Genomic DNA, 24,630 nt, shown 5'->3' with positions numbered 1-24,630 from the left:
ATAGGGCATTCAGGCGCCGGCGACCTGCTGTGCGACATAGGTTCCAAACGTGTCGCAATTCACAATACCGCCCAGATCGCGGGTGCGTCTGGCCGGATCGTCGATCACCGCGTCGACAGCTTCGGTGATGCAGGTACCGGCGTCCATCAGCTTTTGCACGCCGCGCTGTTCGCCCAGCCATGTCAGCATCATCGCCGCCGACAGGATCAACGAGGTCGGGTTGGCAATGTTCTTGCCCGCGATATCCGGGGCAGAGCCGTGCTGTGCCTGCGCGCAGCAAAGACCCGTTTCCGCATTGGCATTGATCGACCCGGCAAGGCCAAGCGAGCCCGACAGTTCCGAGGCCAGATCAGACAGGATATCGCCATAGAAATTGGTCGCCACGACGACGTCATAGGTTTCGGGCTTGCGCACCAGAAGCGCGGCAAAGGCATCCACGATGAGCTCTTCGGTCTCGACCTCGGGGAAGTCCTTTGCCACCTCACGAAAGCATTCCAGGAACAGCCCATCGGTCATCAGAAAGGAGTTGGCCTTGTGGATCGCCGCCACTTTCTTGTCGCGCTGCATCGCCAGTTTGAATGCCTCGCGGCAGATGCGCGTCGATCCGTGCCGCGTGATCTTGCGCACTGACAGGGCCATGTCGGGATCGGGCATCATCTCTCCCACCCCCTTGAACATGTTGCGGTCGGGATAGAACCCTTCGGTCGCTTCGCGCATGATGACAAGGTCCATGCCCGGCGCCTTGTTGGGGATGAAATCGCGGCTTCGGGCGGGCCTGACATTGGCATAAAGATCAAGCCCGATCCGGAACCCTGCGGACACGTTGCGCCCGCCTTCGGCCACGGGCGGGTAATCCATATGCGATTGGGTACCCAGGATAACCCCGTCGAAATCATTGCGAGCGCGGTCAAGCACTTCTTCGCGCAGGGTGATGCCGTGATTTTTCAGGCTGGGAAAGCCGGACTCCTCTTCGGTGAAGGTCAAACCAAGGTCGAACCGCTTGTTCGCGGCCTCCACCACCTCCAGCGTTGCTGCCATGATTTCGGGTCCGATGCCGTCGCACGGCAGGGTCATGATACGCATTCTAGTCTCCAGTTGTCGGCCATACGGGGCCAAGGTCTCAGGTTGCCGGGGATCAATCCCCGACGAATTCTTCTTCGTTTCTGGCGGCTTCCATCCGTTTCTTCACGCGGCGCCCGAGCAGCATCGGCAAGACGAAGCCCGTGATCGCGATGATCCAGAGGATGATGGTCAGGGGGCTTCCCACAAGGATCAACCAGTCCCCGTCCGAGATCGTCATCGCGCGGCGCAGGTTCACCTCCATCTGGTTGCCCAGAAGGATGCCAAGGATGACGGGCACAAGCGGCACTTCAAGCTTGCGCAGAAGCCAACCCGCCACGCCGAACCCCACCATCAACATCACGTCGAAGGTCGAACCGGTGATCGAGTAGATGCCAACGAACGAAATCATCGCCACCACCGGCATCAGGATACGGGTCGGCACCATCAGCACGCGGGTGAAGATGCCAACCAACGGAATGTTCATTGCCAGCAGGATGAAGTTCGCAAGGAACAGCGCCGCGATCAGCCCCCAGACCACATCCGGGTTCTTGGTAAAAAGCAGCGGACCGGGCGTGATGTTGAGCTGCAACAACACGGCCAGAAGCACCGCCGTCGTGCCCGATCCCGGGACGCCAAGCGCCAGCATTGGCACCAGCGCCCCGCCGGAGGCTGCGTTGTTTCCCGCCTCTGGCGCTGCAACACCGCGCGGGTCGCCCTTGCCAAAGGTCTTGCCGTCACGGTCAACGGCCTGTTTTTCCAGAGAATAGGCCAGGAACGACCCCAGAGACGCGCCCGCACCGGGAAGAACCCCTGCGAAAAAACCAAGCCCCGTGCCGCGCGCCATCGAGGGGATGCACCGTTTGATCATCGAGAAGTCCGGCATGATACGCCCGACTTTGGCCGTACCGGCACTGGCCGCCCCGCCACGGTGATGTTCAAGGAAAATGAACACTTCTGACAGAGCGAAAAGACCGACAATGGCGATCAGGAAATCGATGCCGTCATACAAGTGGATATGGCCGAAGGTGAATCGCTGCGAGCCGGTCTGGCTGTCACTGCCGATCATCGCGATGCCCAGACCAAGTGCGGCGGCAAAGGCCGATTTCGCCTGATTGGTGGATGAGATGCCGCCAAGCGTCGCGAAGGCGACGGTGAAGAGCACGAAATACTCTGCCGGGCCGAACAGAAGCGCGATCTTGACCAGCTGCGGCGCCAGCAGCACCAGCCCGCATGTCGCGACAAAGGCGCCGACGAAAGAGGCCACGCCCGAAAGCGAGAGCGCCTCGCCCGCCTTGCCCTGCTGCGCCATCGGATAGCCGTCAAGACAGGTCATCATCGCCGGTTCGTCACCGGGGATATTCAGCAGGATCGAAGAGATCCGCCCACCATACATCGCGCCGTAATAGACGCTTGTGAGCAGGATCAGCGAGGGCGTCGGGCCAAGCCCGAGCGAAAAGGCGATGGGAATGAGGATCGCAACCCCGTTGGCGGGGCCAAGCCCGGGCAAGGCACCCATGAGCGTGCCAAGAAAGCAGCCCAGCACGGAAAGAAAGAGGTTCTGCGGCGTCAGGGCGACCGCGAAACCGTCAGCAAGAAGGGACAGGATTTCCATGGTGACGCCTCAGAAGCCGAAGGGGCCCTTGGCCAGCGAAAGGCCAAGGATCAGGTGAAACACGACGTAGATGCCGACGGAGGTTGCGAGCCCGGTGACCAGAGACCACAGCGGCGCACTGCCCAGGCGCCACGTCAGATAGGCGGTGGCAAAAATGGTGGCGATCACGAAGCCCACTTCGGGCAGCACCCAGCAATAGGCCAGCATCACGGCCGCGGCAAAAAGGATCTCTGCCAGATCCTTGAGGATGGGCCAGTCGGGTTCCTTGTCCGGACGGATCACGAAGTAGATCGACGTCAGGCCAAGAACGGTGCCCACGATGTAGGGGAAAGCCCGAGGGCCGACGATGTCGACCATGAAACTGTCTTTGATGGTGGTCGCGGCCCAGACGTAGAAGATGGCAAGCGCCAGCCCGAACCCGCCGAAGATGCGGTCGCTCATAGTCGTCTCCAGGAATAGTTGGATATGTGGGGGGCTGACCCGCGCATGCAGATCAGCCCGCGACACGGGATCGTCTTATTCGATGATACCGATCTCTCTGGACAGCTTTTCGACATCGGCAATGCTGCCTGCGACGAAGTTCTGCATGTCATCACCGAAGTTGTTGAACGGCTCGATCGCCGCCTCTTCAAGCGCCGCCTGGAACCCCGGATCTTCGGCCATGGTCATGATGGCGTTCTTCCAGAACTCCTTTGCCTCGTCGGTGGCACCGGCAGGCATGTAAAGACCACGCCAGTTCGCCCCGACAACGTCATAGCCCTGCTCCTTGGCGGTGGGGATATCGGGGTAGTTCTTCAGCCGCTCCGGCGCGAGGATGCCGATGATCCGGATATCACCGGATTCGAGGAAGCCCAGCATTTCCGAGAAATCGCCAGACAGCGCCTCGACAGAGCCGGACAGAAGACCTGTCATCGCCTCGCCGCCACCCGAATAGGACACGTATTTCAGTTTGGTGACGTCTTCCATGCCTGCTTCGCGTGCAACAAGCATCGGCTTGATATGGTCGAAACTGCCCACCGAGGACCCACCGGCAATGCCCACCGATTTCGGATCGGCAAGAATGTCTTCCATCATCTGGGTCAGCGTTTCGTACTTGCTGTCGGCCTGAACCGCGATGGCGCCATATTCCGCGCCGAACGTGGCCAGAAAATGCACATCGTCCTGCTTCGCGCCCTCATAGATGCCTTGGGCAATACGCGCGCTGGTGCTCATCGAGGCGGCGACGATCAGGTTGTTGTCCTCGTTCCGCTCCTTGGTCACATGCGCGAAGGCAACGCCACCGCCGCCACCGGACATGTTCGTGACCTGCATCGAGTCCTCGATCACGCCCAGATCAAACAGGTATTTCGCCGTGGTCCGGCAGATGAAATCCCATCCCCCACCAGGATTGGACGGCGCAATACATTGCGGGTTTTCGGGCTTGAACTCAGCAAGCGCCCCGGTCGTACCGGCCAGTGATGCGGCAACGGCGATTGCACCCAAGCGCGCAAACTTCATGAACATGATAAAATCCTCCCTTTTTTGCAGTTGTTCTGCAGCGCGATTCTTGCGCCGCCTGAAAGATTGCACATTTGGTCGCATAAAAGCAAACACGATTTTCGCCCGGAAATGCAGAAACCGCCCGTGTCGTGTATCGATCCATTCATGTCGGCGACGAGTTCGGATCAAGTATTTGACATAAATAGAGTTAGTTGGCCGAAATCCGTTTGGGAAATTGAACGCAACAGGGGAAGATTGGCGTCGGACGGCCAATTTTCAGCTGCGCGGAACGATGCCACATCTGGACATGAACGAAGATTTTTGGTTTTTTACTTCGGTAAAACCGAACTGGCGAAGGGTCGCGTTGTGCGACACATCTTGCCGGTGCGGCACGCGGCAGCAATGGGGATTGGATATGACGGGAAGAACCAGCGAGCTGTCACAGCGGATTTCCAACCGGCTGCTGCATGAAATCCTTTCGGGCGCACTGCCCGGCGGACACCATATCAGCGCACAGCAAGTCGCCGACAGGTACGGCGTGTCACGGACGCCCGTCCGCGAGGCGCTGGAGGGTCTGGAAGGGCAAGAGGTTCTCGTCAGGCAACCCAACCGAGGGTTCTTTGTCGCAAATGATCTGCCAACAGGGGTCACCCCCCCGCCCGATGCCGTGGTTGCCGATCAGGACAACGGGTACCAAAGGCTTGCCGACGACTGGCTTACAAACAAGATCCCCGACGAGGTGACAGAACAGTTCCTGCGCCAGCGCTACGGATGGACCAAAGCCAAGGTCGGGGACCTGCTGATCAGGGCCGCACGGGAAGGTTGGGCAGAGCGCAAAGAGGGCTATGGCTGGCGGTTTCTGCCCGTCGCCAAAACCCCGGAGGCTTTTGACCAGATCTACCGCCTGCGCATGGCGATTGAGCCCACAGCGATGCTGGAGCCCACGTTCGAGCTTGATCACAAGGTCCTGTCAGAACAGCGGCGCATTCAGGAAGGCATGTTGAACGGTGAAATCAACACTGCACCCGGCGAAACTCTGCTGGAAAACGGATCGCTCTTTCACGAGGAGATCATCAAGTTATCGGGCAATCCGTTTTTCCTGATGGCGCTTCAGCGTGTGAACCGGATGCGGCGCCTGATGGAATACCGGGCCGAGGTCAACCGGGAACGCCTGATCGAGCAATGTACCGAGCATCTCGAAATTCTTTCGCTACTGGAGGCCGGCGAGATCATTGACGCGTCATACCGAATGCGGCAACACCTGAGCGGCGCATTGAAACGTAAATCACCGTTGACCTGGGGTTGGGCCGCGGACAAATCAGCCAGGGGCGATCACAGCGATGGCGAATGACACTGCGAGAGACAAGGGCATTTCGTCTATGGCGCTGGTCGCCCATGACAAGATGAAGGACGCGATGATCGAGTGGGTGACCGCACACGCACCGGCGCTTGCAAAGCTTGACCTTTATGGCACCGGAACCACCGGTGGCCGGATTACGCAAGAGACCGGGCTGCCTGTCACCTGCCTCAAGAGCGGCCCTCTGGGCGGCGATGCGCAGATCGGGGCAATGATTGCCGAAAAGCGCCTTGACGCCTTGGTGTTCTTTATCGACCCGTTGTCGGCCTTGCCGCATGATGTCGATGTGAAATCCCTGGTTCGGCTGGCAACGCTTTACAACACCGCCATGGCCATCAACGAAAAAAGCGCGACACTCATGCTCAAGGCGCTGGACAACAACTGACAGAAGTCCAAGCTTTGACGCCTGCCTGCGGCGGCATCGGCAGTGCATTTTCCGCAGGTACCCGCAGTTTCACAAGCGGAATCCAAACCCGCGAAAGTATTTGGAATAAGAAGTTTACGACCAACTCTTAAAGTGTTTATCGCGGCGATGGCGGGCGCCAAGCCGCCGCGACCTATCTTTTCATTTCGCTCTCGACCTTCGCCCTTCACCGGCCAGCCGGGCGATGATGACAAAGAACAAGGGCACGAACAGCACTCCGATGATTGTCGCGGTCAGCGTTCCGCCCAGTACGGCCGCACCGATCGCCTGACGGCCACCCGATCCCGCGCCGGTGCTTAGCACGAGCGGAACCACCCCGAGTGAAAACGCCATGGACGTCATGATGATGGGCCGGAACCGCTGGCGCGCGGCCTCAACTGCGGCGTCAAGGAACGGCTTCCCGGCTTCCATCTGTTCGCGGGCGAACTCCACGATCAGGATCGCGTTCTTGCCGGTCAGGCCAATCACGGTAAGCAGCCCCACCTGAAAGAAGACCCCGTTTTCAAACCCACCTAACCACGCGGCCAGCAAGGTGCCCAGCAAGCCGATGGGCATCGCCAGCATCACGGCAAAGGGGATCGACCAGCTTTCATAAAGCGCCGCGAGGGCCAGAAACACCGCCGCCAGAGACAGGGCATAGAGCAGTAGCGCCTGATTGCCGCTTTCCTGTTCTTCAAGCGACAGCCCGGTCCATGCGGCCCCGAAACCCGGTGGCAACTGCCCCACCAGACGCTCGATCTCGGCAATCGCCTCGCCCGTGCTGACGCCCGGAGCGGGAGAGCCTTGTATCTGCATTGCCGCCACGCCGTTGTAGCGGTTCACGCCCTGCGGCCCGAAAATCCACGACGCCTCGGCAAAGTTGGAAAACGGGACCAGCCCACCGCTGGCATTGCGGACACGCCACTTATCCAGATCTGACGGGGTTGAGCGTGAAGATGCCTCGCCCTGCACATAGACGCGCTTGATCCGGCCACGGTCGATGAAATCGTTGACGTAACGACCAGCCCAGGCGGTGGTAAGCAAGGTGCCCACGTCGGTCGCAGATACGCCCATCGCGCCGGCCTTGCGCCAGTCGATATCCAGATTGAACTGGGCTGCATCCTCCAACCCGCTGGGCCGGGCCGACGCGATCAGCGGGCTTTGGGCTGCCATGCCAAGAACCTGATTGCGGGCATTCAGCAGCTCTTCGTGGCTTTGACCCGCGCGGGCCTGAAGGTAGAAATCAAAGCCTGATGCGTTACCAAGCTCAATGACCGAGGGCGGAACGATGGGGAACACCATTGCATCCTGAATCTGGCTGAGCGCCCCAAAGGCCCGGCCTGCAAGGGCCTGCACGCTTTGCCCCGGTTGCGTGCGCTCCGACCAGTCCTTCAGCCGCACGAAAGCCAGTGCCTGGTTCTGCCCCTGCCCGCCAAAGCTGAACCCGACCACACCGAAGGCCGACTCCACGACATCGCTCTCCTGATCGAGGAAATAATCTTCAACCTGTTTGACCACTTCCAGCGTCCGCTCTGCCGTGGCGCCGGTGGGTGTCTGGATCAAAGTGAACAGGATGCCCTGATCTTCGTCGGGCAGAAAGCCACCGGGCGTGCGCATGAACATGAACACAGTTGCAACAATGATCGCGACATAGATCAGCCCCACGCGAAACGGGCGGCGCACGATCCAGCTGATACTGCGCGCGTATCCCGACAAGGTGGCACCAAAACCGGTGTTGAACCACGCAAAGGGACCGGTTTGTTTGCCGTGTTTCTTGGGTTTCAGCAAAGTTGCGCAAAGCGCCGGCGTCAGCGTCAGGGCAAGCACCACTGACAGCACCATCGCAGAGATGATGGTGATCGAGAATTGCTTGTAGATCACCCCGGTCGATCCGGGAAAGAATGCCATCGGGACGAAGACGGCGGTCAACACCACCGCGATGCCGATCAGCGCGCCGGTGATCTCGTCCATCGATTTGCGCGTGGCCTCCAGCGGTGTCGCGCCTTCCTGTTCCATGACCCGTTCGACGTTTTCAACCACCACGATGGCGTCATCCACCAGCAGGCCGATGGCCAGAACCATGGCCAGCATCGTCAGCGAGTTGATCGAAAAGCCAAAGGCCGCCAGCACCCCGAACGTCCCCAACAGGACCACTGGCACGACCAGCGTCGGGATCAGCGTGGCACGCAGGTTTTGCAGGAACAACAGCATTACCAGAAAGACCAAAACGACCGCTTCGGCCAAGGTCTTGACCACTTCCTCGATCGAAATCAGGACGAAGGGCGTGGTGTCATAGGGGATTACGTATCTGACACCGTCAGGAAAGAACTCTGCCAGCTCGTTAAGCCGCGTCTCCACTGCGCTCGCGGTGTCCAGCGCGTTTGCCCCCGGCGCCAGCGAAATCGCCATACCGGTAGAGTTCGAACGGTTGAACCTTGAAATGGTTGAGTAATTCTCTGCCCCGATCTCGACGCGGGCCACATCATGCAGCAGCACCAGCCCGCCATCCGTTTCAGCGCGGATGACGATCTGACGGAAATCCTCGGGCGTGCGCAGCAAAGATTGCGCCGTGATCGTGGCGTTCAGTTGCTGCCCCTCCAGGGTGGGGCGCGCACCGAATGACCCGGCCGAAATCTGGGCGTTTTCTTCGGATACTGCCGCCACGATGTCAGAGGGCGTCAGGTTGAAGGCCGCCAGTTTCGCAGGGTCCAGCCAGATCCTCATGGCGTATTGCGCCCCGAAGACCTGCACGCTGCCGACGCCATCCACCCGGCTGATATCGTTGACGATATTGGACGACAGGTAGTCCGACAGATCGGTTGCATTGTAGTTACCGTCGTCTGAAATCAGCGCAACAACCATCAAGAAGCCCGAGGATGACTTTTGAACCGTAACCCCCTGGCGTTGCACGGATTCCGGCAGCAAGCCCGTGGCTTGCGACAGCTTGTTCTGCACCTGAACCTGGGCGATATCCGGGTCGGTTCCCGTCTCGAACGTCAGGGTGATGCTGGCACCCCCGGCAGAGGTTGAACTGGACGAGAAATAGCGCAGCCCGTCCAGCCCGGTCATCTGCTGTTCGATCACTTGGGTGACGGTGTTGGCGACGGTATCCGCCGAGGCACCGGGGTAAGAGGCGCGGATCGCCACCGAGGGCGAGGCAATCTGCGGATATTGAGCGACCGGTAGCGAAAGGATCGAAAGGATCCCAAGGCCCGAGATGAAGAGTGCGATGACCCAGGCAAAGATCGGGCGGTCGATGAAATAACGGGCCATATTGGCTCTTTCGAAACAAGGGGTCGGAATTCTGCGGACGACAATCAGGCGCAGCGCGTGGCGGGTGTTTGGCCTGTTCTCTCAGGTCAATCGGCGGCGGCGCTGGTCATGTCGCCAACAGGGGCCTCGGCGCGTGCGCGTTCTTCAGGGGCGACGGTCGCCCCGGCTGCGGTTTTTTGCAGCCCGGCAACGATCACGCGGTCACCGGCCTGCAAACCAGCATCGACGATCCAATCCGCGCCCTGATCGGTCAGGACATTCACAACCTTGGAATGCACCACGTTGTCCTTGTCGACAACAAGCACGATCGCCTCGCCGCGCTGATCCCGGGTGACGGCCTCTTGCGGGACCAGAAAAACATCGTTGAGCGTGCGCGTCGGAAGTTCAACCTGAACATACATTCCGGGCAGTAACAGCTTGTCTGGGTTCGCAAATTCCATTCTCAACACGACCACCCCGGTCTGCTCATCAACGCTTGGCTCCGCAGCGGTCAGGCTACCGGTCTGGTCGAAGGTGCTGCCGTCCGCAAGGGTCAGCGTGACGGTCGGATCGAAGTTTTCCAGTTGCGCCGTGGCCTGTCCGCGACGCCAGTCCAAAAGGTCCGCAGCGGACTGGGTGACGTTCACATAGACAGGATCAATGTTGCGGATGACGGCCAGCGGCAGGGCCTGGCTCGCCGTGACAAGCGCACCCTGACTTGTTTGCGACAGGCCAATCACACCCGAAAGGCGCGCGTGAATGGTTGTCCTGTCCTTCTCGATCTGAGCCGCGGCGCGCTGCGCCTGAGCCGCCTGAAGGTTGGCCTCGGCGCTGGCGCGGGCGGCATCCGCGTCGTCCTTGGCCTGTGCGCTGGCAACATTGCGCGATTGCAATTCGTCCACCCGCGCGGCCGATTTCAGCGCGGCGTTCAACTGGGCCTGCGCCTGAGCGACAGAGGCATCGGCCTGCGCCAGCGTCGCGTCATAGCTGGCCGGATCGATCTGGTAGAGCGCGTCGCCCTCTGCCACTGACGACCCCTCTTTGAAGAACTTCTGCGTGATGATGCCGGACACCTGCGGCCGCACCTCTGCCATGGCGGACGCAGCGACACGGCCCGGCAAGGTCGAAGTCAGCGTCGTTGTCTGCGGCTCCAGCGTCACAACGGTGACCGCGGCGGGCGGGCGGCCCTGCCCCCCTTGCTGCGCCGCAAGCTGATCGGGCGTGCCCATCATTGCCATCGCGGCAACAACGAGAGCGGTAGAAATGATACGCTTCGGCATAAGGGATAACCTTGCTTTTCAATAGACTTGTCTTGGACAGTTTATGTCCGCTGTCGGTGAATGCGACGTGACACGGCCGTGGAGAGCCGCAATTTGGGGGTTTGCCGCAGCATCTGCCCCAATTTCAGGCGCAACGCCATAGCGCAAATTGCACACTCGCTGTGCTTTTCTGTTTTTTGGCGCGGCCCGGGCAGTAGCCAAGCATCAGGAACCTTTCCACAGCTCTGGCTTTGCGCTGTCGGGCAACAGACGCGGTGGCGTCAGAGCGAAGATCAGAAACGCTCCCTCGTCACGCCAAGGGCATGCCAGGCACCGCACCTGCCGCTGATTTGCGGCGCCAAGCCTGACGCGTCGCCCAAAGCATCCGGCACCTGACCCAAGCAAACCGTTTTCACCGCGGTCCTTTGCGTATAAGTTCACCAATGGGAGGAGACATGACGGAACTACTATCGCAGTCCGGACAGGATTCAGCTCTTGGCGCCTCTTGGGAGCGGTGCGAGCGCACCTACAAGCTGGTGCGCGATACGACGCGCCCCATCATGCGGATGCAAAGCACCGAGGTCGCCCCCCGACTGGAGGCGATGATCGAGCGTACGGGCGGCCGCAACGGGATTTTTCGTCAGCTGGCCGATATCGCCGCACAGACCGGTGCCTGTATGGTTCTGACGGACACCGAAGGCGTGCTGGTCAGGCTGGAAGGGCCCGACAGGGGCCGCTTGATTTTTGAAGAGAACGGGATCGCATATGGCTCCTGTTGGGACGAGCGCATCGCGGGCACCAACGGGGTCAGCATGGCCTTGTCCGAGGGCAAAGCCTTTACCGTGCGGGGGCAGGACCACTATTTCTCTTTGCTCCAGCCCTTTTCCTGTACGGCCGTTCCGCTCTTCGACGCAGAGAACCAACTTATCGGTGCCGTCAATTTTTCGATGCTCGACCGTGGGAACACGGCAGATTACCTGTTTGCCCGGCAATTGCTGGGAACCGCCGCCGACCGGATTCAGCGCGTTGTCTTTGAACGGAAATTCAAAGAGTCCATGATCCTTTCGGTGTCGCCGCGCGCCCAACGCGACCTTCTGCAAAGCAGCGAATTGGTTGCCGTCAATGAAGACGGCATCATTCTGGGCTCTACCGCGCGCGCGCATTTGCTTGCCGGTGCCGATAGCCCGGCCCGGCTGAAGGGAAAATCCTTCGAGGCGACGTTCGGCACAGATTCCGCAGCGCTTGATCGGGTGCCGGAACGCGTGATGAGCGTGCGGACGGATAGCGGATCAACACTCGAGATTTCGGCACGTAAAAACACCACAAACATCAAACCAGCCCATGGCCTGCACCCCGGCCCAGACACCACTGCACCGGGGCCTCAGCGCCGCCGCCTTGCACCGTCTCTTCGCCAGCTTTCGCAGGGAAGCGACCTGATGGCCACGATGTGTGCCCGCGCGCAGGCCTGCTTTCGCCGGGCGCTGCCATTCGTGATCGAAGGGGCGTCCGGGACGGGCAAATCCAGCCTCGTCGCTGCCTTGGTTCAGGGCGAAGGCATTGCCGCTTCGAATATGATGACTGTCGATTGTGCGTCGCTGGATGATACCCCGGGTGATCGGGCGTTTTTCCAGAAGCTGGTTGACCAGGCCCGCGTCGCCGGCGCGCTTTCGACTGATCTGCTTGGGCCGGTTACGATCGTTCTTGAGAATATCGACGAGATGCCGCCCTTTGCACAGGCCGGTCTGAGGTCAGTTCTGGACGAATTTGACCCGGCCCCGACCAGCGGCGCGATGGCAAGGATCATCGCTACCAGCCGACGGTCCCTGCTTGGTGCCGTGGAACAGGGGCATTTTCGCGATGATCTGTATTATCTGCTCGCACGGACAGTCATCACATTGCCGCCGTTGAGCGCGCGCGAGCGCATCGACACGCTTGCGCATCGGCTGGCGACGTCCCTGTCTGGCAAAGATGTCGACATCACACCGGAGGCGATCCAGAGATTGCGGGCGCACATTTGGCCGGGAAATGTCCGGGAGCTGCGCAACGTGCTGCAGCAAGCTCTGATCGAAGGCGATGGTTGTCGCATCTCCGGTGTTGATTTGCAGGGGATCGCGCGCCCGTCGCCTGTGCAGCTTGGTGCGGCGCCATCTGAACCGGTGCGGCAAGCAGGCTATGACGAGCGCAGCATGATTTCGGACGCTTTGATCAGCGCGCGGTGGAATGTCACCCAGGCCGCGCGCAGCTTGGGCATCGGGCGTGCGACGATCCACCGGAAAATGAAGCAATTCGGCATTGCGCGCCCCGAATAACCGGGCACGCCGTATCGTCGTTCGACTATTCAAAGTCTGACTTACGGGAAGGCCCGTCGCCTGAGGCCTTGAGTGTGGAACAGGCGTATCGAACAGGATTGGCCCCGTTGGGTTCGAGTCTGACGTCGGCCTCCTATCCCGAAAAGCCGTCCGATACTTCCCCAACTTCGGGCCGAGGCTACACCGCTGTGAACGCAGCAGAGGTGGCCGTGAGGCGAACAAAAGTAGTCGAGACGGCCGATAGTGCGATGCACAATGCGGCTGCACGCCGCCATGAGAAGAAAGCGGCGGGCACCAACCGATCCGCGATCAGGATCACTGGCAGGATCAGCGCGTAGATGGCGAACTGGCACAGCTCCAACCCGATGGCGAATGCCAGCAGAACCAACGGATCAAACCCGCCCGCAAACTGTGCTGTCGCGGCAGAAGCGGCAAAGCCATAGCCGTGAATCAATCCGACGATCAACAAGCCGACAAATCCGAAGGCCTTGCCGGGTTTTGCAAAGACCACAACGCCAGCGATGACGATGGAAAGCGCGATGCCCAATTCCACAACGGGCACAAACCAGCTTGCAGAGGGGGCGAAACCATAAAGCCCTGCGGCAAGAGTGATGATGTGACCGATGGTGAAGGCCGACGCCCAGCCGAGCGCCTGCCTCCAGCCAGCTGCGGCCAAAGCGATCAGCAGGATAAGCGCCAAATGATCCAGGCCACGGTAGATATGTTCGGCCCCGCTAAGCGCTGCATCGCGAAGGGTTTGCAAACGCGTGGTGACAGGCGGGAACGAAACGTCCAGAACGCCGATCATTGCTTTGGTTTCGGTCCCTTCGCTGCGGTGGAATTTGACGACCGTCCCGAATTTCTCGATGACCTGAAAATTCTCGCCCAGCCGGGACGTCAGGTGGATATCCCGGTTCAGATCGATGCCGGGTAGCGCCAATCGAATGTCGAGCGTCGCATCGAAATAGGGGACCGGCTTGGGCGCTAAGCTGCTTTGCAGCGCCGCAATCGCCGTTTTAACGGTGCCAAACCGGGGGCGGTCGCTGTCGTGCCAGACCCGGAAATCACGCAAGACAGGCTGCAAGGTCTCGCCATCCGTTTCAACACTCAGCGACCGTTCAAGCACGGCCGCAAGTTCAGGATTGGTCTGACCCAGCGCAGAGACATCCAAAACAGGACCGTTCCCGGTTGAAACGGCAAAGGGGGGCAATCGCGTCTCAGCGCTGCCTTTCCAGTCTTCGGGAAGCAGTGCCAACGGCGCGGGCATCCGCATGAAGATCTCGACACCGCCATCGGCACCTTCGGTCACATGGATGATGCGCGGATCCGAATAGCTGAAATGCGCACGCGCCTCTTGCGGCGCAATCATCACAGCAAGTGACAGCATCAATGTCATCACCCAGCCTTGGGCGGCATGCAGTCGGGTACGCGATGCAGGTTTCATATGACCATTCCTTTGCGCTTGATCCCCGGCCGTCACCAGCCGGGGCATGGGTTTTGGGTGATCCGCGTCTTAGCCGCGCGGATCCCAGAACCGCTTTTCGGTGGTCTGCTCGTAGGACATGCCATCGGGATAGCTGACGATCTCCATCTGCATCCCCCAGGGAGCCAGGAAATAGACCCACTCCTGCCCTTCAGAGCCTGTGCCCGTCAGGGGATGGGGGTCTTCCAGCACGCGTACATCATTGTCGCGCAGGTATTTCACAGCTTCGCGAATATCATCGACATAAAGCGCGATGTGATAGCCGCCGATATCGCTGTTTTTCGGCGGTTCGGGGTTCTGATCGGGCGAGGTGTATTTGAACACTTCCAGCGCCGGCCCGTTGCCGCATTTGACCATCGTGATCATCTCGATCACGGCGCGCGGATTGACGTTAAGGTTGTCAGTCATCCAGTCATCTTCGAACGGACCAAAGGGCCCGAAGGAATAGAACGACTCGCAGCCGATGACATCGACCAGCCAGTCTACGGCCTCGTCAACGTCGAGCACGGTGATGCCGATATGCTGGGTGCCGCGCATTCCCGGAAGCTCGGCATTTGCCACCAGCGGGCTTGCCAGCGCCGCAGCAATGGCGAGGGGTTTGAGGTAATTGGTCATGGTATCTCCTCCTTGGATTTTGGCCGAGCGGGCCCGCCGCGCAGATGGGCTGCACGCTCGGATCTGTTGCCTCCCAATGCGGCCGGGTCCGAAAACCCGACCGCATTGGGGAGGAACCTTCTGCCTCAGATGTTCTGGGCGTTCATTTCCTGGGCGATATATTCGGCCTGACGGATGGCCAGCGCGACGATGGTCAGCGTCGGGTTGCACGCCCCGGACGAGGTGAACTGGCTGCCGTCAGAGACAAAGAGGTTGTCGATGTCGTGGCTTTGCCCATAGGCATTGACCACCCCCTTGTCCGCATCCGCATGCATCCGGTTGGTGCCCATATTGTGGCTGGCCGGATAGGGCGGCAGTTCGTAAATGTCCGTCGCGCCAACGGATTCGTAGATCTGCGACGTGGACTCGACCATATGCGCCGTCATTGCATGGTCGTTATTATGCGGCGTCTTGGCGACGATAGGCACCGGCAGCCCGTGTTGATCCACTTCGCTGCCATGCAATGTGACGCCGTTCTGTTCCTGCGCCAGATCCTCGCCAAGCGCCCAGACGCCGGACATATGGTCATATTGCTCCATCGCGCGCGAAAAGCTGCGCCCCCATCCGGTATTGCCCGGTTCAAGGAACGCGCCCATGAAAGGCAGCCCCAATGAGAGGAATTCCAGATAGTAGCCACCGTTGAAGCCGCGCGCGGGCTCGTGTTTGACATCATCGCCCACGATCCCCGCGACAGACGTGCCGCGGAACATATGCACCTTTTCGGGCATCACAGCGTAGATCCCGGTCGAGGTGTGGCACATGTAGTTCTTGCCCACCTGCCCTGACGAATTCGCCAGCCCGTCCGGGAACATCTCGGATGCAGAGTTCAGCAGCAGACGCGGGCTTTCGATCGAGTTGCCCGCCACGCAGACCACCCGCGCCTTTTGCAGATGCTGGTTGCCTTCGGCATCCGCATAAAGCACGCCTGTCACCTTGCCGCTGGCGTCATGTTCTATCTTCAGCGCCATGGCGTCGGTACGAATCTCGCACAGCCCGGACTCCTCGGCGCGCGGCAATTCGGTCACCATGGTCGACCATTTGGCACCAATCGCGCAGCCCTGCATGCAGAACCCGATCTGCTGGCAGGCCGGCCTGTCGTCATTCTCGACCGAGTTGATGGCCATCGGACCGGAATTGTAATCCGTGCGCCCCGTCCTGCGGCACCCTTCGGCCAGCACGCGGAAACCGTTATTCCACGGAAGATGCGGCATGCCGGTGGTCTTGCCGGTGACGCCCATCTTCATCTCGGCCTTCTCGTACCAGGGCGTCATTTCCTCAAGGCTGACGGGCCAATCCTCGACATTTGCGCCCTCGACGGCACCATATGTGCTGCGGGTCTTGAATTCGAACTCCTTGAAGCGCAGCGCAACACCGGCCCAATGCACGGTGGACCCGCCATAGCCTTTGACGATCCACGCGGGCAGGGTCGGGTGGTTGACGGATCCGTGCCAGCCGCCCGCCGAATAGCGTTTGTCCAGCCATGAGATCTTTTGGAACATGGTCCATTCGTCATTTTCCATGTCCGAGGAATCGAGCCGCTTGCCCGCTTCCAGAACCACGGATTTGATCCCCTTCTTCGCCAGCTCATTGGCGACCGTTCCGCCACCCGCGCCGGACCCGATGATGACGACAACGGAGTCGTCGGTTTTTTCAAATACTGTCATTGGTCTGCTCCCTCACCCTTTGACTGCGGCCATGCGCTCTTCAAGGGTCGGGCCCTGAGGAACAAAGGTGATGTCAGAGAACCCGCGATCTATGTAACCGCCATGTTCAACCGAAGAGCCCTGGTAGCCAAACAGCGGCCAGACGTCGACATTGTTGTAAATGGCGAAATAGGCGGTCCAGCGAACACCCTGAAAGAACCCGTCATGCTGGAATTTGCGCAGCACACCTTCGCGGGCGTCCGGGTCTTCGATTTCCGTATAAGGCATGCCGAACAGAGCGTCGGCCTGTGCGTCGATCCGGGCCAGCCCGTCCCGCAGATCCTTGGCAGTCGCCGCATCGGCTTCGGTATTGGTTGTGACCGTCGCGGCGATGCCTTCGTAATGGCTGACCTCCAGCAGGTCGGGATGCGGATAGATGTCCTGCACCATGCGCAGCAGCGTGGCATCCTGCCCCGCATCCAGCGGCGCGGCCAGACTGCGGGTGGCACTGCCCAGCATCGCGCTGGTGGTCACGCCCGCCATGGCCGTGGTCATCAGGAACATACGACGGCTGACACCGATATGGTCCTGCTTCGACTTCTTTTGTCGGTGGAAACGGATATTCATAGGGTCTCCTCCCCTTGGGATTGGTCAGGCGCAGGCAGCCGCGGCTTCCTCAAACCGCGGGCTGCCTTTTTCGCGTCAGGCGAGGTCGTCCTTGCCCGCGATCAGAAAATGCACGCTGTCGGAACCGGCGGTGCGCGCTTGCAGATGCGGCGCATATTCCGGGTCGGCCATGAAGGCTTTGGCGGCCTCTTCAGAGGGCCATTCCAGAATGATCCGCAGCCCGGCCGGGCTGTCCTGCCCTTCAAGCTGCTCGTGACTTGTGGTCCGCGCGAGGTATTTGCCGCCATGTCTGGCGATGACCGACCCGGCAACGGGCAGATAGTCGGGGATCCAGCCATCGTCGTTGGGGGTGACAGCGAGAACGGAATAGTAAGTCATGGGTTTCCTCCCTTTGATTATGCGCCTGCCCTCTGCTCAGGGCAGGATGGTGATGTCAGGCCGCAGCGGCGCCTTCGAGGCTACGGCGTGGCAGGTGGTGAAGGCGGTCCTCGGCGGCCCGCATCAATGCGCCTTGCAGCGCCTGGGGGGCCATTGCGGCGGGCAAAAGCTCGTCCAGCGCCACATGCACCTCCCTTCGCGGCGGGGTGATGCCCCCGGCCTGCGCCTCGACTTGTGAAAGAACCGGCCAGACCGAGGCAGGCGGATGTGCCGCGACAATGGCTGCATGGATCAGCGCGATGGATTGGCCGTTTCCAATGGGCCGCCAGCGCTGCGCGGTACCGGCCAGCTTGCGTTGGCCCACGGTGACGTTCCATGCACCATCACAAAAGGCCGCGTCGACGGACCCGGTTTCTGTCGCAACCTCGAACCGCATCAACGCCTCGGAAATCGCGCCGCAGATCAGGCGGTAGCCGTCTTCGACCCGAGCACCAACAGGCATCGGCGTGATGATCGCAAGGTTGATCGTCCCCGGCCCCTGTGGCACCGCCCCGCCGCCACTGGAGCGCAACATCAGCGGCCAACCGGCACGGGCCGCCGCCATGCTGAGCCCCACAAATCCCGGGCGTCGCCCGCGGCTGCGCGGCACTACGATGCCCCGCTCGACCGACCGCCATAGCAGCAAAGCGGGTTTTCCAGCCGCAAACAGCGCCTCCTCGCGCGCCACACCGTCGGCGGGGGATTGGAACTCCACGCAGATCACGGCGCGAAACCTTCGATCTCTTCGCAGATCGTGGTCAGCAGATCGCCCGCCGGCGCGCCGTCGAGAGCGCGATGATCGAAGGTCAGCGACAGCCCGACATGCGGCCGCAATTCTATCCCGCCATCCGTGCCACGCACGGCGCGGTCGGTCATGCGGCCGATGCCCAGGATGCAGATCTGAGGCGCGTTGATGATGGGGGTGAAGTGCTCCACCCGCGTCAGACCCAGGTTCGACACGGTGAAAGTTCCGCCGGTCATCTCTGTGACGCTCAGCTTGTTGGCCTTGGCGCGCGCCGCCAGATCCTGCCGTGCGCTGCGCAGCGCGGACACATCCATATCGCTTGCACCAAAGATCGCAGGCGCAACCAGAAGGTTGCCGGGCAAGGCGATGGCCACCGACAGATCAACCTTGTCTGCCAGTTTGACATCGCGCCCTTCGACACGCCCATTGGCATCGGGGTGTTTCTTCAGCGCACGGATCACGGCCAGCATCAACAGATCCTCGACCGAGGCCTTGGTCCCCGCCTCAGCCAGCCGCGCTTTTTCGGCCATCAGACCAGAGGCATCGGCGCTGGCATGGTGGGTCAGCTGCGCCGCCGTCGCGAGGCTTTTGACCATCGCATCGGCGATCATGCCGCGCATACCCTTGAGCGGGATGATCCTTGCCTCGGCGTTCATGCGACCGTTCCGATGACCGCGCCCTTGGCAACGACCGCGTCGGCCTCTTCCTTGATGCTGACCGTGCCCGAGGCGGGCGCGTGGATCTCGTATTGCACTTTGGCGGTCATGATCTCGGCGATCAATGCGCCCTCTTCGACGCTGGCACCATCATCCACTAACCACGAGGTGATGACGCATTCCTCGTCCTCTTCCCAAAGATCCGATGGGATCACGATATCTGTGGCCATTTTCACATTCCTTCATTGTCCGGGGACGCCGATGGCGACCCCGTTGGATCAGTTTTCGCTTTCAAGTAAGTCGCTCAGGCGGCTTTCATCTCGTCCCAGGCGGCAACGATCTTGTCAGGATTGGGCAGGCAATACTGCTCCATCACCCGCGCGAATGGGATCGGCACATCCGGGAAGGCCACGCGCTTTGGTGCCGCTTTGAGGACCGAGATGTCATGTTCGGTGACCGAGGCGATGATCTCGCCCGAGACGCCATAGCTCATGTAATCCTCGTCAACGACGATCAGGCGCCCGGTCTTGGCCACGCTGGCGCGGATGGTTTCGCGGTCCAGCGGTACAAGGCTCACAAGATCGACAACCTCGGCGCTGACCCCCTGCCCTTCCAGCGTTTTCGCCGCTTTCAAAGCATTGTGCACACCCATGCCAAGGCTGACGATTGTTACGTCTTTGCCTTGCCGGACGACCTTGGCCTTGCCAATCTCGACCGTGTAGCTTTCTTCGGGCACATGGACGGTGGCCCCGGCCTCTGTCCCAAGCCAGCCCATGCCCTGCAACCCCTTGTGATACATGTAAACCACCGGGCTGTCGTCGCGCATCGCGGCGGTCATCAGGCCCTTGGCATCATAGGCGTTGGACGGCGCCACGACCTTCATGCCCGGCAAATGGGCGAAGGTGCCATAGACGCATTGCGAGTGCTGGCCGCCATCGGAATAGCCGCCCCCCGTCGAGGTCATCAGCACCATTGGCACTTTCAGATTCCCGCCGGAGAAGTAGATGTTCTTGGCCATCAGGTTATAGATCGCGTCAAAGCAGACGCCGAAGAAATCAACGAACATCAATTCGACCACCGGGCGCATGCCATCCTGCGCGGCCCCCACGGCGGCGCCGATAAAGGCTGTTTCTGAAATCGGTGTGTCGCGGATACGCTCTGCTCCGAACTCTTCGATCAGCCCGCGGGTATTGCCGTAGACGCCGCCCAACGGCCCGATGTCTTCGCCCATGACGAAGACGCTTGGATCCACGCGCATTTCCTGTGCCACGGCTTCGGCCATGGACCGCGCGATGGTGAGCTTTCTTTCATTCGATTTGGTCATTGGTCATCCTCCCCTTCAGGCCGCAAACACGGCGGTCAGCGCGTCTTCGGGCGCCGGATCCGCGCTCTCGCGGGCAAACTTGATTGCCGCCTCGACGCGCGCGGCGCTTTCCGCCTCGATCGCGTCCAGTTCTGCCTCGCTGGCGACACCATCGGCCAGCAGCTTTGCGCGCATCTTCGGGATCGGGTCCTTTTCGAACAGCGCGTCCTTCTCGCCCTCGGGGCGGTAACCTTCGGCGTCGCCCATGAAATGCCCGGCCAGACGGTAGGTCTCGACCTCGATCAGCGAGGGCCCCTCTCCGGCGCGGGCGCGCGCGATGGCCGCGCCTGCCGCCTCGTAGATGGCGTAGGGGTCATTGCCTTCGATCCGCGTGCCCGGAATGCCATAGGCGGCGGCACGGTCGGCATTGTTGGCGATGGACGTCGCCGTGCTTTTCGCAACAGAGATGCCCCAGGCGTTATCCTCGATCACGCAAACGAAAGGCAGCTTCCAGACGGCGGCAAGGTTCATCGCCTCGTGCCAGGCGCCCTGGTTCACCGCGCCTTCGCCAAGAAACGCCACGGCCACGCCGGGTTTGCCCTGCATCTTGCGCGAAAGTGCGGCCCCGACAGCAGGCCCCATGCCCTGTGCGATGATACCCGAGCAGGCAAAGTTCACGTCCGGGTCAAAGATGTGCATATGCCCACCGCGCCCGCCCGAGAGCCCGGTCGTCTTGCCGAAAATCTCGGCCGCCATCTTGTCCAGATCGACGCCCTTGGCGATGGCCTGATGGTGCGGGCGGTGGGTGGCCGTGACCACATCCTCGGGAGTAAGGTGCGCACAGACCCCCACCGCCACCGGCTCCTGCCCGTCAGACAGGTGCATCTCGCCGGGGATCGGGCCGTTGGCCATGTTGAAGACCGGCGTTTTACCTTCGAAATAGATCTTCGCGATGGTCTCCTCGAACCTCCGGCTCGTGACCATGTTGCGATACATCCAATGCTGTTCGTCGCGTGTCGGTGACATGAACTCCTCCTCCCGTCGTTTGCGGCATGCTGCCACGTAAGTTCATATCGGAGCCTGTGCGACGAACTGAGCGTCAGCAACATCCACATTGGGAGACCGGGAGCGATAGTGCGTAACTGTCTCAACCCGAGACAGTATGAGACAGTTTGAGACATCCGCGCGGGCTTGGCGCAGCGAGGCGGTCACGGGTTCTGCCTTGCGAAATCCTGATTTTGTTCTGGATGGATTCGGCGGCGAGGGCCCAGCAAGAGGTGACCCCAAGCAGAGGTCAGGCCCTTTTCGGGCCGACAACATCGGGAGGGTAAAGACGCGTCAGATCCGCCGCACGTCCCGGTTCACGCCACAATCCCGTCAAACGCGACGGGGCCCTAACGACCCCGTGCTGAGCAGCGGCAGCCATTCGTTAGCCGAAGCAAGATCGCCCCGGCGCAGGCACCGGGACGATTGTGTTTGTGGCTCAATGCCCGAGGGTTGCCGCATCGACGCGACGCGGATCCGAGGCGCCAAAGAGGTAGCCGCTGTCCTTGTCGATCAGAATTGACTGGGTCGACCCCATCACCGACTGTTCGCGAACCTTGTGCCCGCGCTGTTCAAGCAAACCGATCGCGTCGAGGCTGATACCCTCCTCGATCCGAATTTCATCCGGCAGCCACTGGTGGTGGATGCGGGGCGCAAAGGAAGCCTCGGCAATGTTCATTCCATGGTCGATGACATTCATGATGACCTGCAAGGTGGTGGTGATGATGCGCGACCCTCCGGGCGAGCCGGTGACCATGAACACCTCTCCGTCCTTCATCACAATCGTCGGCGACATCGAAGAAAGGGGCCGCTTGCCACCTGCAACGGCATTGGCATCCCCGCCAATCAGACCATAGGCGTTGGGAACGCCGGGCTTGGCAGCGAAATCGTCCATCTCGTTGTTCATCAGAACGCCGCTGCCATCGGCGACCATCCCGGAACCATAGGAAAAGTTGATCGTGTAGGTGTTGGACACCGCGTTTCCATCCTTGTCCACGATCGAGAAATGCGTGGTCTGGTCGGATTCGTAAGGCGCAAGATTTCCGGGTTTGATGGAGATCGACGGTGTCGCGACGTTCAAGCTGATACCCGCGCGGATATCGGCGGCATAGTCCTTGGAAGTGATCTCGGCCAGCGGCACGTCCACAAAATCGCTGTCGCCAAGATATTCCGAGCGGTCAGCATAGGCGCGTTTCATCGCTTCGGCCATCAGATGGATAGTATCAGCCGAATTGTGACCAAGGAAAGAGATCGGGTAATCTTCCAGAACGTTGAGGATCTGGATGATATGCGCCCCGCCCGAACTGGGGGGCGGCATCGAGACGATCTCGTAGCCGCGATAGGTGCCACGAACCGGGTCGCGCAAAACCGGCGTGTAATTGGCCATGTCCTCGACAGTTATGCGGCCCCCGGCGGCCTGCACCGCCTCTGCGATCTTCGCTGCCGTCTCGCCCTTGTAAAACCCGTCTGTGCCTTCATCGGCGATCATCTGCAGGGTATTGGCAAGATCGGCCTGCACCAATGTCTCGCCGGGTTCGTAAAAACCGCCGCCTTCTTTGTAGAAAATGCTTTCGGAGGCCGGCCATTTCTTCAGCCGGGCCTCAAGCCCCTTGAGGCTGTCGGCAAGGCCGGGCGTCACCGCGATCCCGTCGCGGGCAAGGGCAATTGCCGGTTCGATCACTTCGGCCAGCGTCATGCTGCCGTAGTTTTCCAGCGCCATTTGCATCCCGGCAACCGTTCCGGGCACACCCACGGCCAGACCTGTAAAGCGCGAAAGCTCGCTATCCGCATTGCCTTCGTCGTCAAGGAACATGTCGCGATCCGCCGAAGATGGCGCCATTTCCCGGTAGTCGATGGCCTTGGTTTCACCGCTTCCCGCATCATGGACGATCATGAACCCGCCGCCCCCGATATTCCCGGCACGCGGCAAGGTTACGGCGAGGGCAAAGGCCACGGCAACACCTGCGTCCACGGCATTGCCGCCTGCCTCAAGGATATCCAGTCCGATCTGCGCCGCCACCGCTTCCTGTGCCGAAACCATGCCATTCTTGGCGTAGACCGGGTGCACGCGGTCGCTGCCAGAGAAGATCGCCGCCTCTTGGGCGTGCAGCATCGGTGCGACTGTCATGGCCAGGCACACCGCTCCTGTGAAAATGCGTCTCATGGAGTTTCTCCCATATACTCTTGCGTGTTGCGACCATTGCAGTTTCACGTCAAAGGTGCAATTGCAGCGTCGCGCCCCGTGAAAGTACGCTGTTGATACCGTGACCGACACATCGACGCGGGTTGGCAGACGGCAGAGGTTTACTGGCCAGTACGCGGAGTTGGTCCGGGCGTTCCGCTATGGCGGCCGGGTGCTGGTGCCGTCCTGATAGTGTTCGCTGTGGGGTGACTGGAAGGCAAACTCGCGCTGTTACCCGGGCTGCGGACGCAGCCGACGGCCGTGCACGGCGAATGGATCTCTGATACGGTCAGGCTCCGTCATGTGGGATGACCGGGAAGATTGGGGAAACTGAGTTTGGGCAGCATGATCAATCGGGGCGAATTCGCAGTTGAGTTGTGTCAACAGGCCGGGCAGTTGGCGTTGTCCTTTTTCAATGACCCGGCCAATCTGGCAGTGGAGGTCAAAGGCGCGCAGGACTGGGTGAGTGAGGCCGACAAGGCGGTGGAGGACTTTATCCGCCAAAAAATCTCAAACGCGTTCCCCGGCGATGGGATCGTTGGAGAGGAGTTCGGCTCGGCATCGGGGTCAAGCGGCTTTGACTGGGTCATCGATCCGATTGATGGCACCACGAATTTCGTGAACGGAATTCCTGCATGGACGGTCGTTCTGGCGGGCGTGTCAGGCGGGAGAACGCAACTGGGTGTCATCCATGACCCGAATGCAGACGAAACCTTTGCCGCAATCCGCGGCCACGGGGCAACGCTCAATGCAGTTCGGCTACGGATGGGAACGGATGTTTCGTTGGACAGTGGCACGGTCGCGGTGGGGTATTCCAACCGGGTGGCGCGAACGAACATCTTGCCAGTTCTCACCGCCCTCGTTGAAAGAGGCACGATGTTTCACCGCAATGCCAGTGGCGCGCTGTCGATTGCCTATGTCGCGGCGGGCCGGCTTCTTGGATATCTCGAAGAGCATATGAATGCCTGGGATTGTCTGGCGGGCCAATTGCTGGTGGAGGAAGCCGGTGGACGGGCCGAGGATCAGGACGCGAGCGAGATGATCCGCGCAGGTGGCAGGGTTGTCGTCGCGGCCCCGCAGGTGTTTGCAGAGCTTGTGGAAATCGCAGACGGTGCTTGGCGCGCCCCATAACGCCAAGCGCCC

Annotated in this window: 21 protein-coding genes; 4 read left to right on the top strand and 17 right to left on the bottom strand. The window is 60.8% G+C overall.

The window, feature by feature from the left end; translation table 11 throughout:
- Nucleotides 1-9: 9 nt before the first annotated feature.
- The 4 genes from EDD52_RS18280 to EDD52_RS18265 all read right to left on the bottom strand — a co-directional run bounded on the left by EDD52_RS18280 (nucleotide 10) and on the right by EDD52_RS18265 (nucleotide 4,177).
- Nucleotides 10-1,083 carry an isocitrate/isopropylmalate dehydrogenase family protein gene (locus EDD52_RS18280; RefSeq protein ID WP_132247660.1) on the bottom strand — a complete coding sequence of 358 codons (1,074 nt, stop codon included), beginning with the start codon at nucleotides 1,081-1,083 and terminating at the stop codon, nucleotides 10-12.
- Nucleotides 1,084-1,135: 52 nt separating this feature from the next.
- Complete coding sequence (locus EDD52_RS18275; protein WP_132247658.1) at nucleotides 1,136-2,674, bottom strand: tripartite tricarboxylate transporter permease; 1,539 nt, start codon at nucleotides 2,672-2,674, stop codon at nucleotides 1,136-1,138.
- Between the two features lie 9 nt (nucleotides 2,675-2,683).
- Nucleotides 2,684-3,115, bottom strand: coding sequence for a tripartite tricarboxylate transporter TctB family protein (locus EDD52_RS18270; protein ID WP_132247656.1), 432 nt, complete (start codon nucleotides 3,113-3,115; stop codon nucleotides 2,684-2,686).
- Nucleotides 3,116-3,190: 75 nt separating this feature from the next.
- Nucleotides 3,191-4,177, bottom strand: a complete 987-nt coding sequence (locus EDD52_RS18265; protein ID WP_243652006.1) for a Bug family tripartite tricarboxylate transporter substrate binding protein — start codon at nucleotides 4,175-4,177, stop codon at nucleotides 3,191-3,193.
- Nucleotides 4,178-4,568: 391 nt separating this feature from the next.
- On the opposite strand from EDD52_RS18265, the gene EDD52_RS18260 reads away from it, so the two are divergent.
- Together EDD52_RS18260 and EDD52_RS18255 are read left to right on the top strand one after the other, a co-directional pair.
- Nucleotides 4,569-5,504 carry a GntR family transcriptional regulator gene (locus tag EDD52_RS18260; RefSeq protein ID WP_132247654.1) on the top strand — a complete coding sequence of 312 codons (936 nt, stop codon included), beginning with the start codon at nucleotides 4,569-4,571 and terminating at the stop codon, nucleotides 5,502-5,504.
- On the top strand, nucleotides 5,494-5,895 hold the full coding sequence (locus tag EDD52_RS18255) for a methylglyoxal synthase (RefSeq protein ID WP_132247652.1): 402 nt from the start codon (nucleotides 5,494-5,496) through the stop codon (nucleotides 5,893-5,895). Before EDD52_RS18260 ends, EDD52_RS18255 begins: the two co-directional genes overlap by 11 nt.
- A 180-nt stretch (nucleotides 5,896-6,075) precedes the next feature.
- Here EDD52_RS18255 and EDD52_RS18250 read toward each other — a convergent pair whose 3' ends face one another.
- Complete coding sequence (locus EDD52_RS18250) at nucleotides 6,076-9,186, bottom strand: efflux RND transporter permease subunit (protein WP_132247650.1); 3,111 nt, start codon at nucleotides 9,184-9,186, stop codon at nucleotides 6,076-6,078.
- An 86-nt stretch (nucleotides 9,187-9,272) separates the two neighbouring features.
- Nucleotides 9,273-10,445 (bottom strand): efflux RND transporter periplasmic adaptor subunit, encoded by a 1,173-nt coding sequence (locus EDD52_RS18245; RefSeq protein WP_132247648.1) that lies wholly within the window; start codon nucleotides 10,443-10,445, stop codon nucleotides 9,273-9,275.
- A 434-nt stretch (nucleotides 10,446-10,879) separates the two neighbouring features.
- Between EDD52_RS18245 and EDD52_RS18240 the strand changes: the two genes are divergently transcribed.
- Nucleotides 10,880-12,733: a sigma-54-dependent Fis family transcriptional regulator gene (locus EDD52_RS18240; RefSeq protein ID WP_165907581.1), complete on the top strand. Its 1,854-nt coding sequence runs from the start codon at nucleotides 10,880-10,882 to the stop codon at nucleotides 12,731-12,733.
- Nucleotides 12,734-12,911: 178 nt separating this feature from the next.
- Here EDD52_RS18240 and EDD52_RS18235 read toward each other — a convergent pair whose 3' ends face one another.
- The 11 genes from EDD52_RS18235 to ggt all read right to left on the bottom strand — a co-directional run bounded on the left by EDD52_RS18235 (nucleotide 12,912) and on the right by ggt (nucleotide 23,469).
- Nucleotides 12,912-14,177, bottom strand: a complete 1,266-nt coding sequence (locus EDD52_RS18235) for a HupE/UreJ family protein (RefSeq protein WP_165907580.1) — start codon at nucleotides 14,175-14,177, stop codon at nucleotides 12,912-12,914.
- 69 nt (nucleotides 14,178-14,246) lie between these two features.
- Nucleotides 14,247-14,831: a VOC family protein gene (locus tag EDD52_RS18230; RefSeq protein WP_132247642.1), complete on the bottom strand. Its 585-nt coding sequence runs from the start codon at nucleotides 14,829-14,831 to the stop codon at nucleotides 14,247-14,249.
- 125 nt (nucleotides 14,832-14,956) lie between these two features.
- On the bottom strand, nucleotides 14,957-16,534 hold the full coding sequence (locus tag EDD52_RS18225; protein WP_132247640.1) for a GMC family oxidoreductase: 1,578 nt from the start codon (nucleotides 16,532-16,534) through the stop codon (nucleotides 14,957-14,959).
- Between the two features lie 12 nt (nucleotides 16,535-16,546).
- Nucleotides 16,547-17,140: a gluconate 2-dehydrogenase subunit 3 family protein gene (locus EDD52_RS18220; protein WP_132247638.1), complete on the bottom strand. Its 594-nt coding sequence runs from the start codon at nucleotides 17,138-17,140 to the stop codon at nucleotides 16,547-16,549.
- A gap of 75 nt (nucleotides 17,141-17,215) precedes the next feature.
- The gene (locus EDD52_RS18215; RefSeq protein ID WP_092061473.1) at nucleotides 17,216-17,518 is read right to left on the bottom strand and encodes a DUF1330 domain-containing protein; all 303 of its coding nucleotides are present in this window, start codon (nucleotides 17,516-17,518) and stop codon (nucleotides 17,216-17,218) included.
- A 55-nt stretch (nucleotides 17,519-17,573) separates the two neighbouring features.
- Entirely contained in the window at nucleotides 17,574-18,272 is a 699-nt protein-coding gene (locus EDD52_RS18210; RefSeq protein WP_165907579.1) for a lipoate--protein ligase family protein, read from the bottom strand.
- Between the two features lie 5 nt (nucleotides 18,273-18,277).
- Nucleotides 18,278-18,958: a 2-oxo acid dehydrogenase subunit E2 gene (locus tag EDD52_RS18205; RefSeq protein ID WP_132247634.1), complete on the bottom strand. Its 681-nt coding sequence runs from the start codon at nucleotides 18,956-18,958 to the stop codon at nucleotides 18,278-18,280.
- Nucleotides 18,955-19,188 (bottom strand): biotin/lipoyl-containing protein, encoded by a 234-nt coding sequence (locus EDD52_RS18200; protein WP_132247632.1) that lies wholly within the window; start codon nucleotides 19,186-19,188, stop codon nucleotides 18,955-18,957. Before EDD52_RS18200 ends, EDD52_RS18205 begins: the two co-directional genes overlap by 4 nt.
- A gap of 74 nt (nucleotides 19,189-19,262) precedes the next feature.
- Nucleotides 19,263-20,282, bottom strand: coding sequence for an alpha-ketoacid dehydrogenase subunit beta (locus EDD52_RS18195; protein WP_132247630.1), 1,020 nt, complete (start codon nucleotides 20,280-20,282; stop codon nucleotides 19,263-19,265).
- A 15-nt stretch (nucleotides 20,283-20,297) separates the two neighbouring features.
- Nucleotides 20,298-21,287 (bottom strand): thiamine pyrophosphate-dependent dehydrogenase E1 component subunit alpha, encoded by a 990-nt coding sequence (locus tag EDD52_RS18190; protein WP_243652004.1) that lies wholly within the window; start codon nucleotides 21,285-21,287, stop codon nucleotides 20,298-20,300.
- Nucleotides 21,288-21,744: 457 nt separating this feature from the next.
- Nucleotides 21,745-23,469: a gamma-glutamyltransferase gene (ggt, locus tag EDD52_RS18185; protein WP_132247628.1), complete on the bottom strand. Its 1,725-nt coding sequence runs from the start codon at nucleotides 23,467-23,469 to the stop codon at nucleotides 21,745-21,747.
- Between the two features lie 363 nt (nucleotides 23,470-23,832).
- On the opposite strand from ggt, the gene EDD52_RS18180 reads away from it, so the two are divergent.
- The gene (locus EDD52_RS18180; RefSeq protein ID WP_132247626.1) at nucleotides 23,833-24,618 is read left to right on the top strand and encodes an inositol monophosphatase family protein; all 786 of its coding nucleotides are present in this window, start codon (nucleotides 23,833-23,835) and stop codon (nucleotides 24,616-24,618) included.
- Nucleotides 24,619-24,630: the final 12 nt, after the last annotated feature.

This window comes from Primorskyibacter sedentarius (genome assembly GCF_004342065.1).
Taxonomy (GTDB): domain Bacteria; phylum Pseudomonadota; class Alphaproteobacteria; order Rhodobacterales; family Rhodobacteraceae; genus Primorskyibacter; species Primorskyibacter sedentarius.
This window is presented reverse-complemented; position numbering and strand designations above follow the sequence as displayed.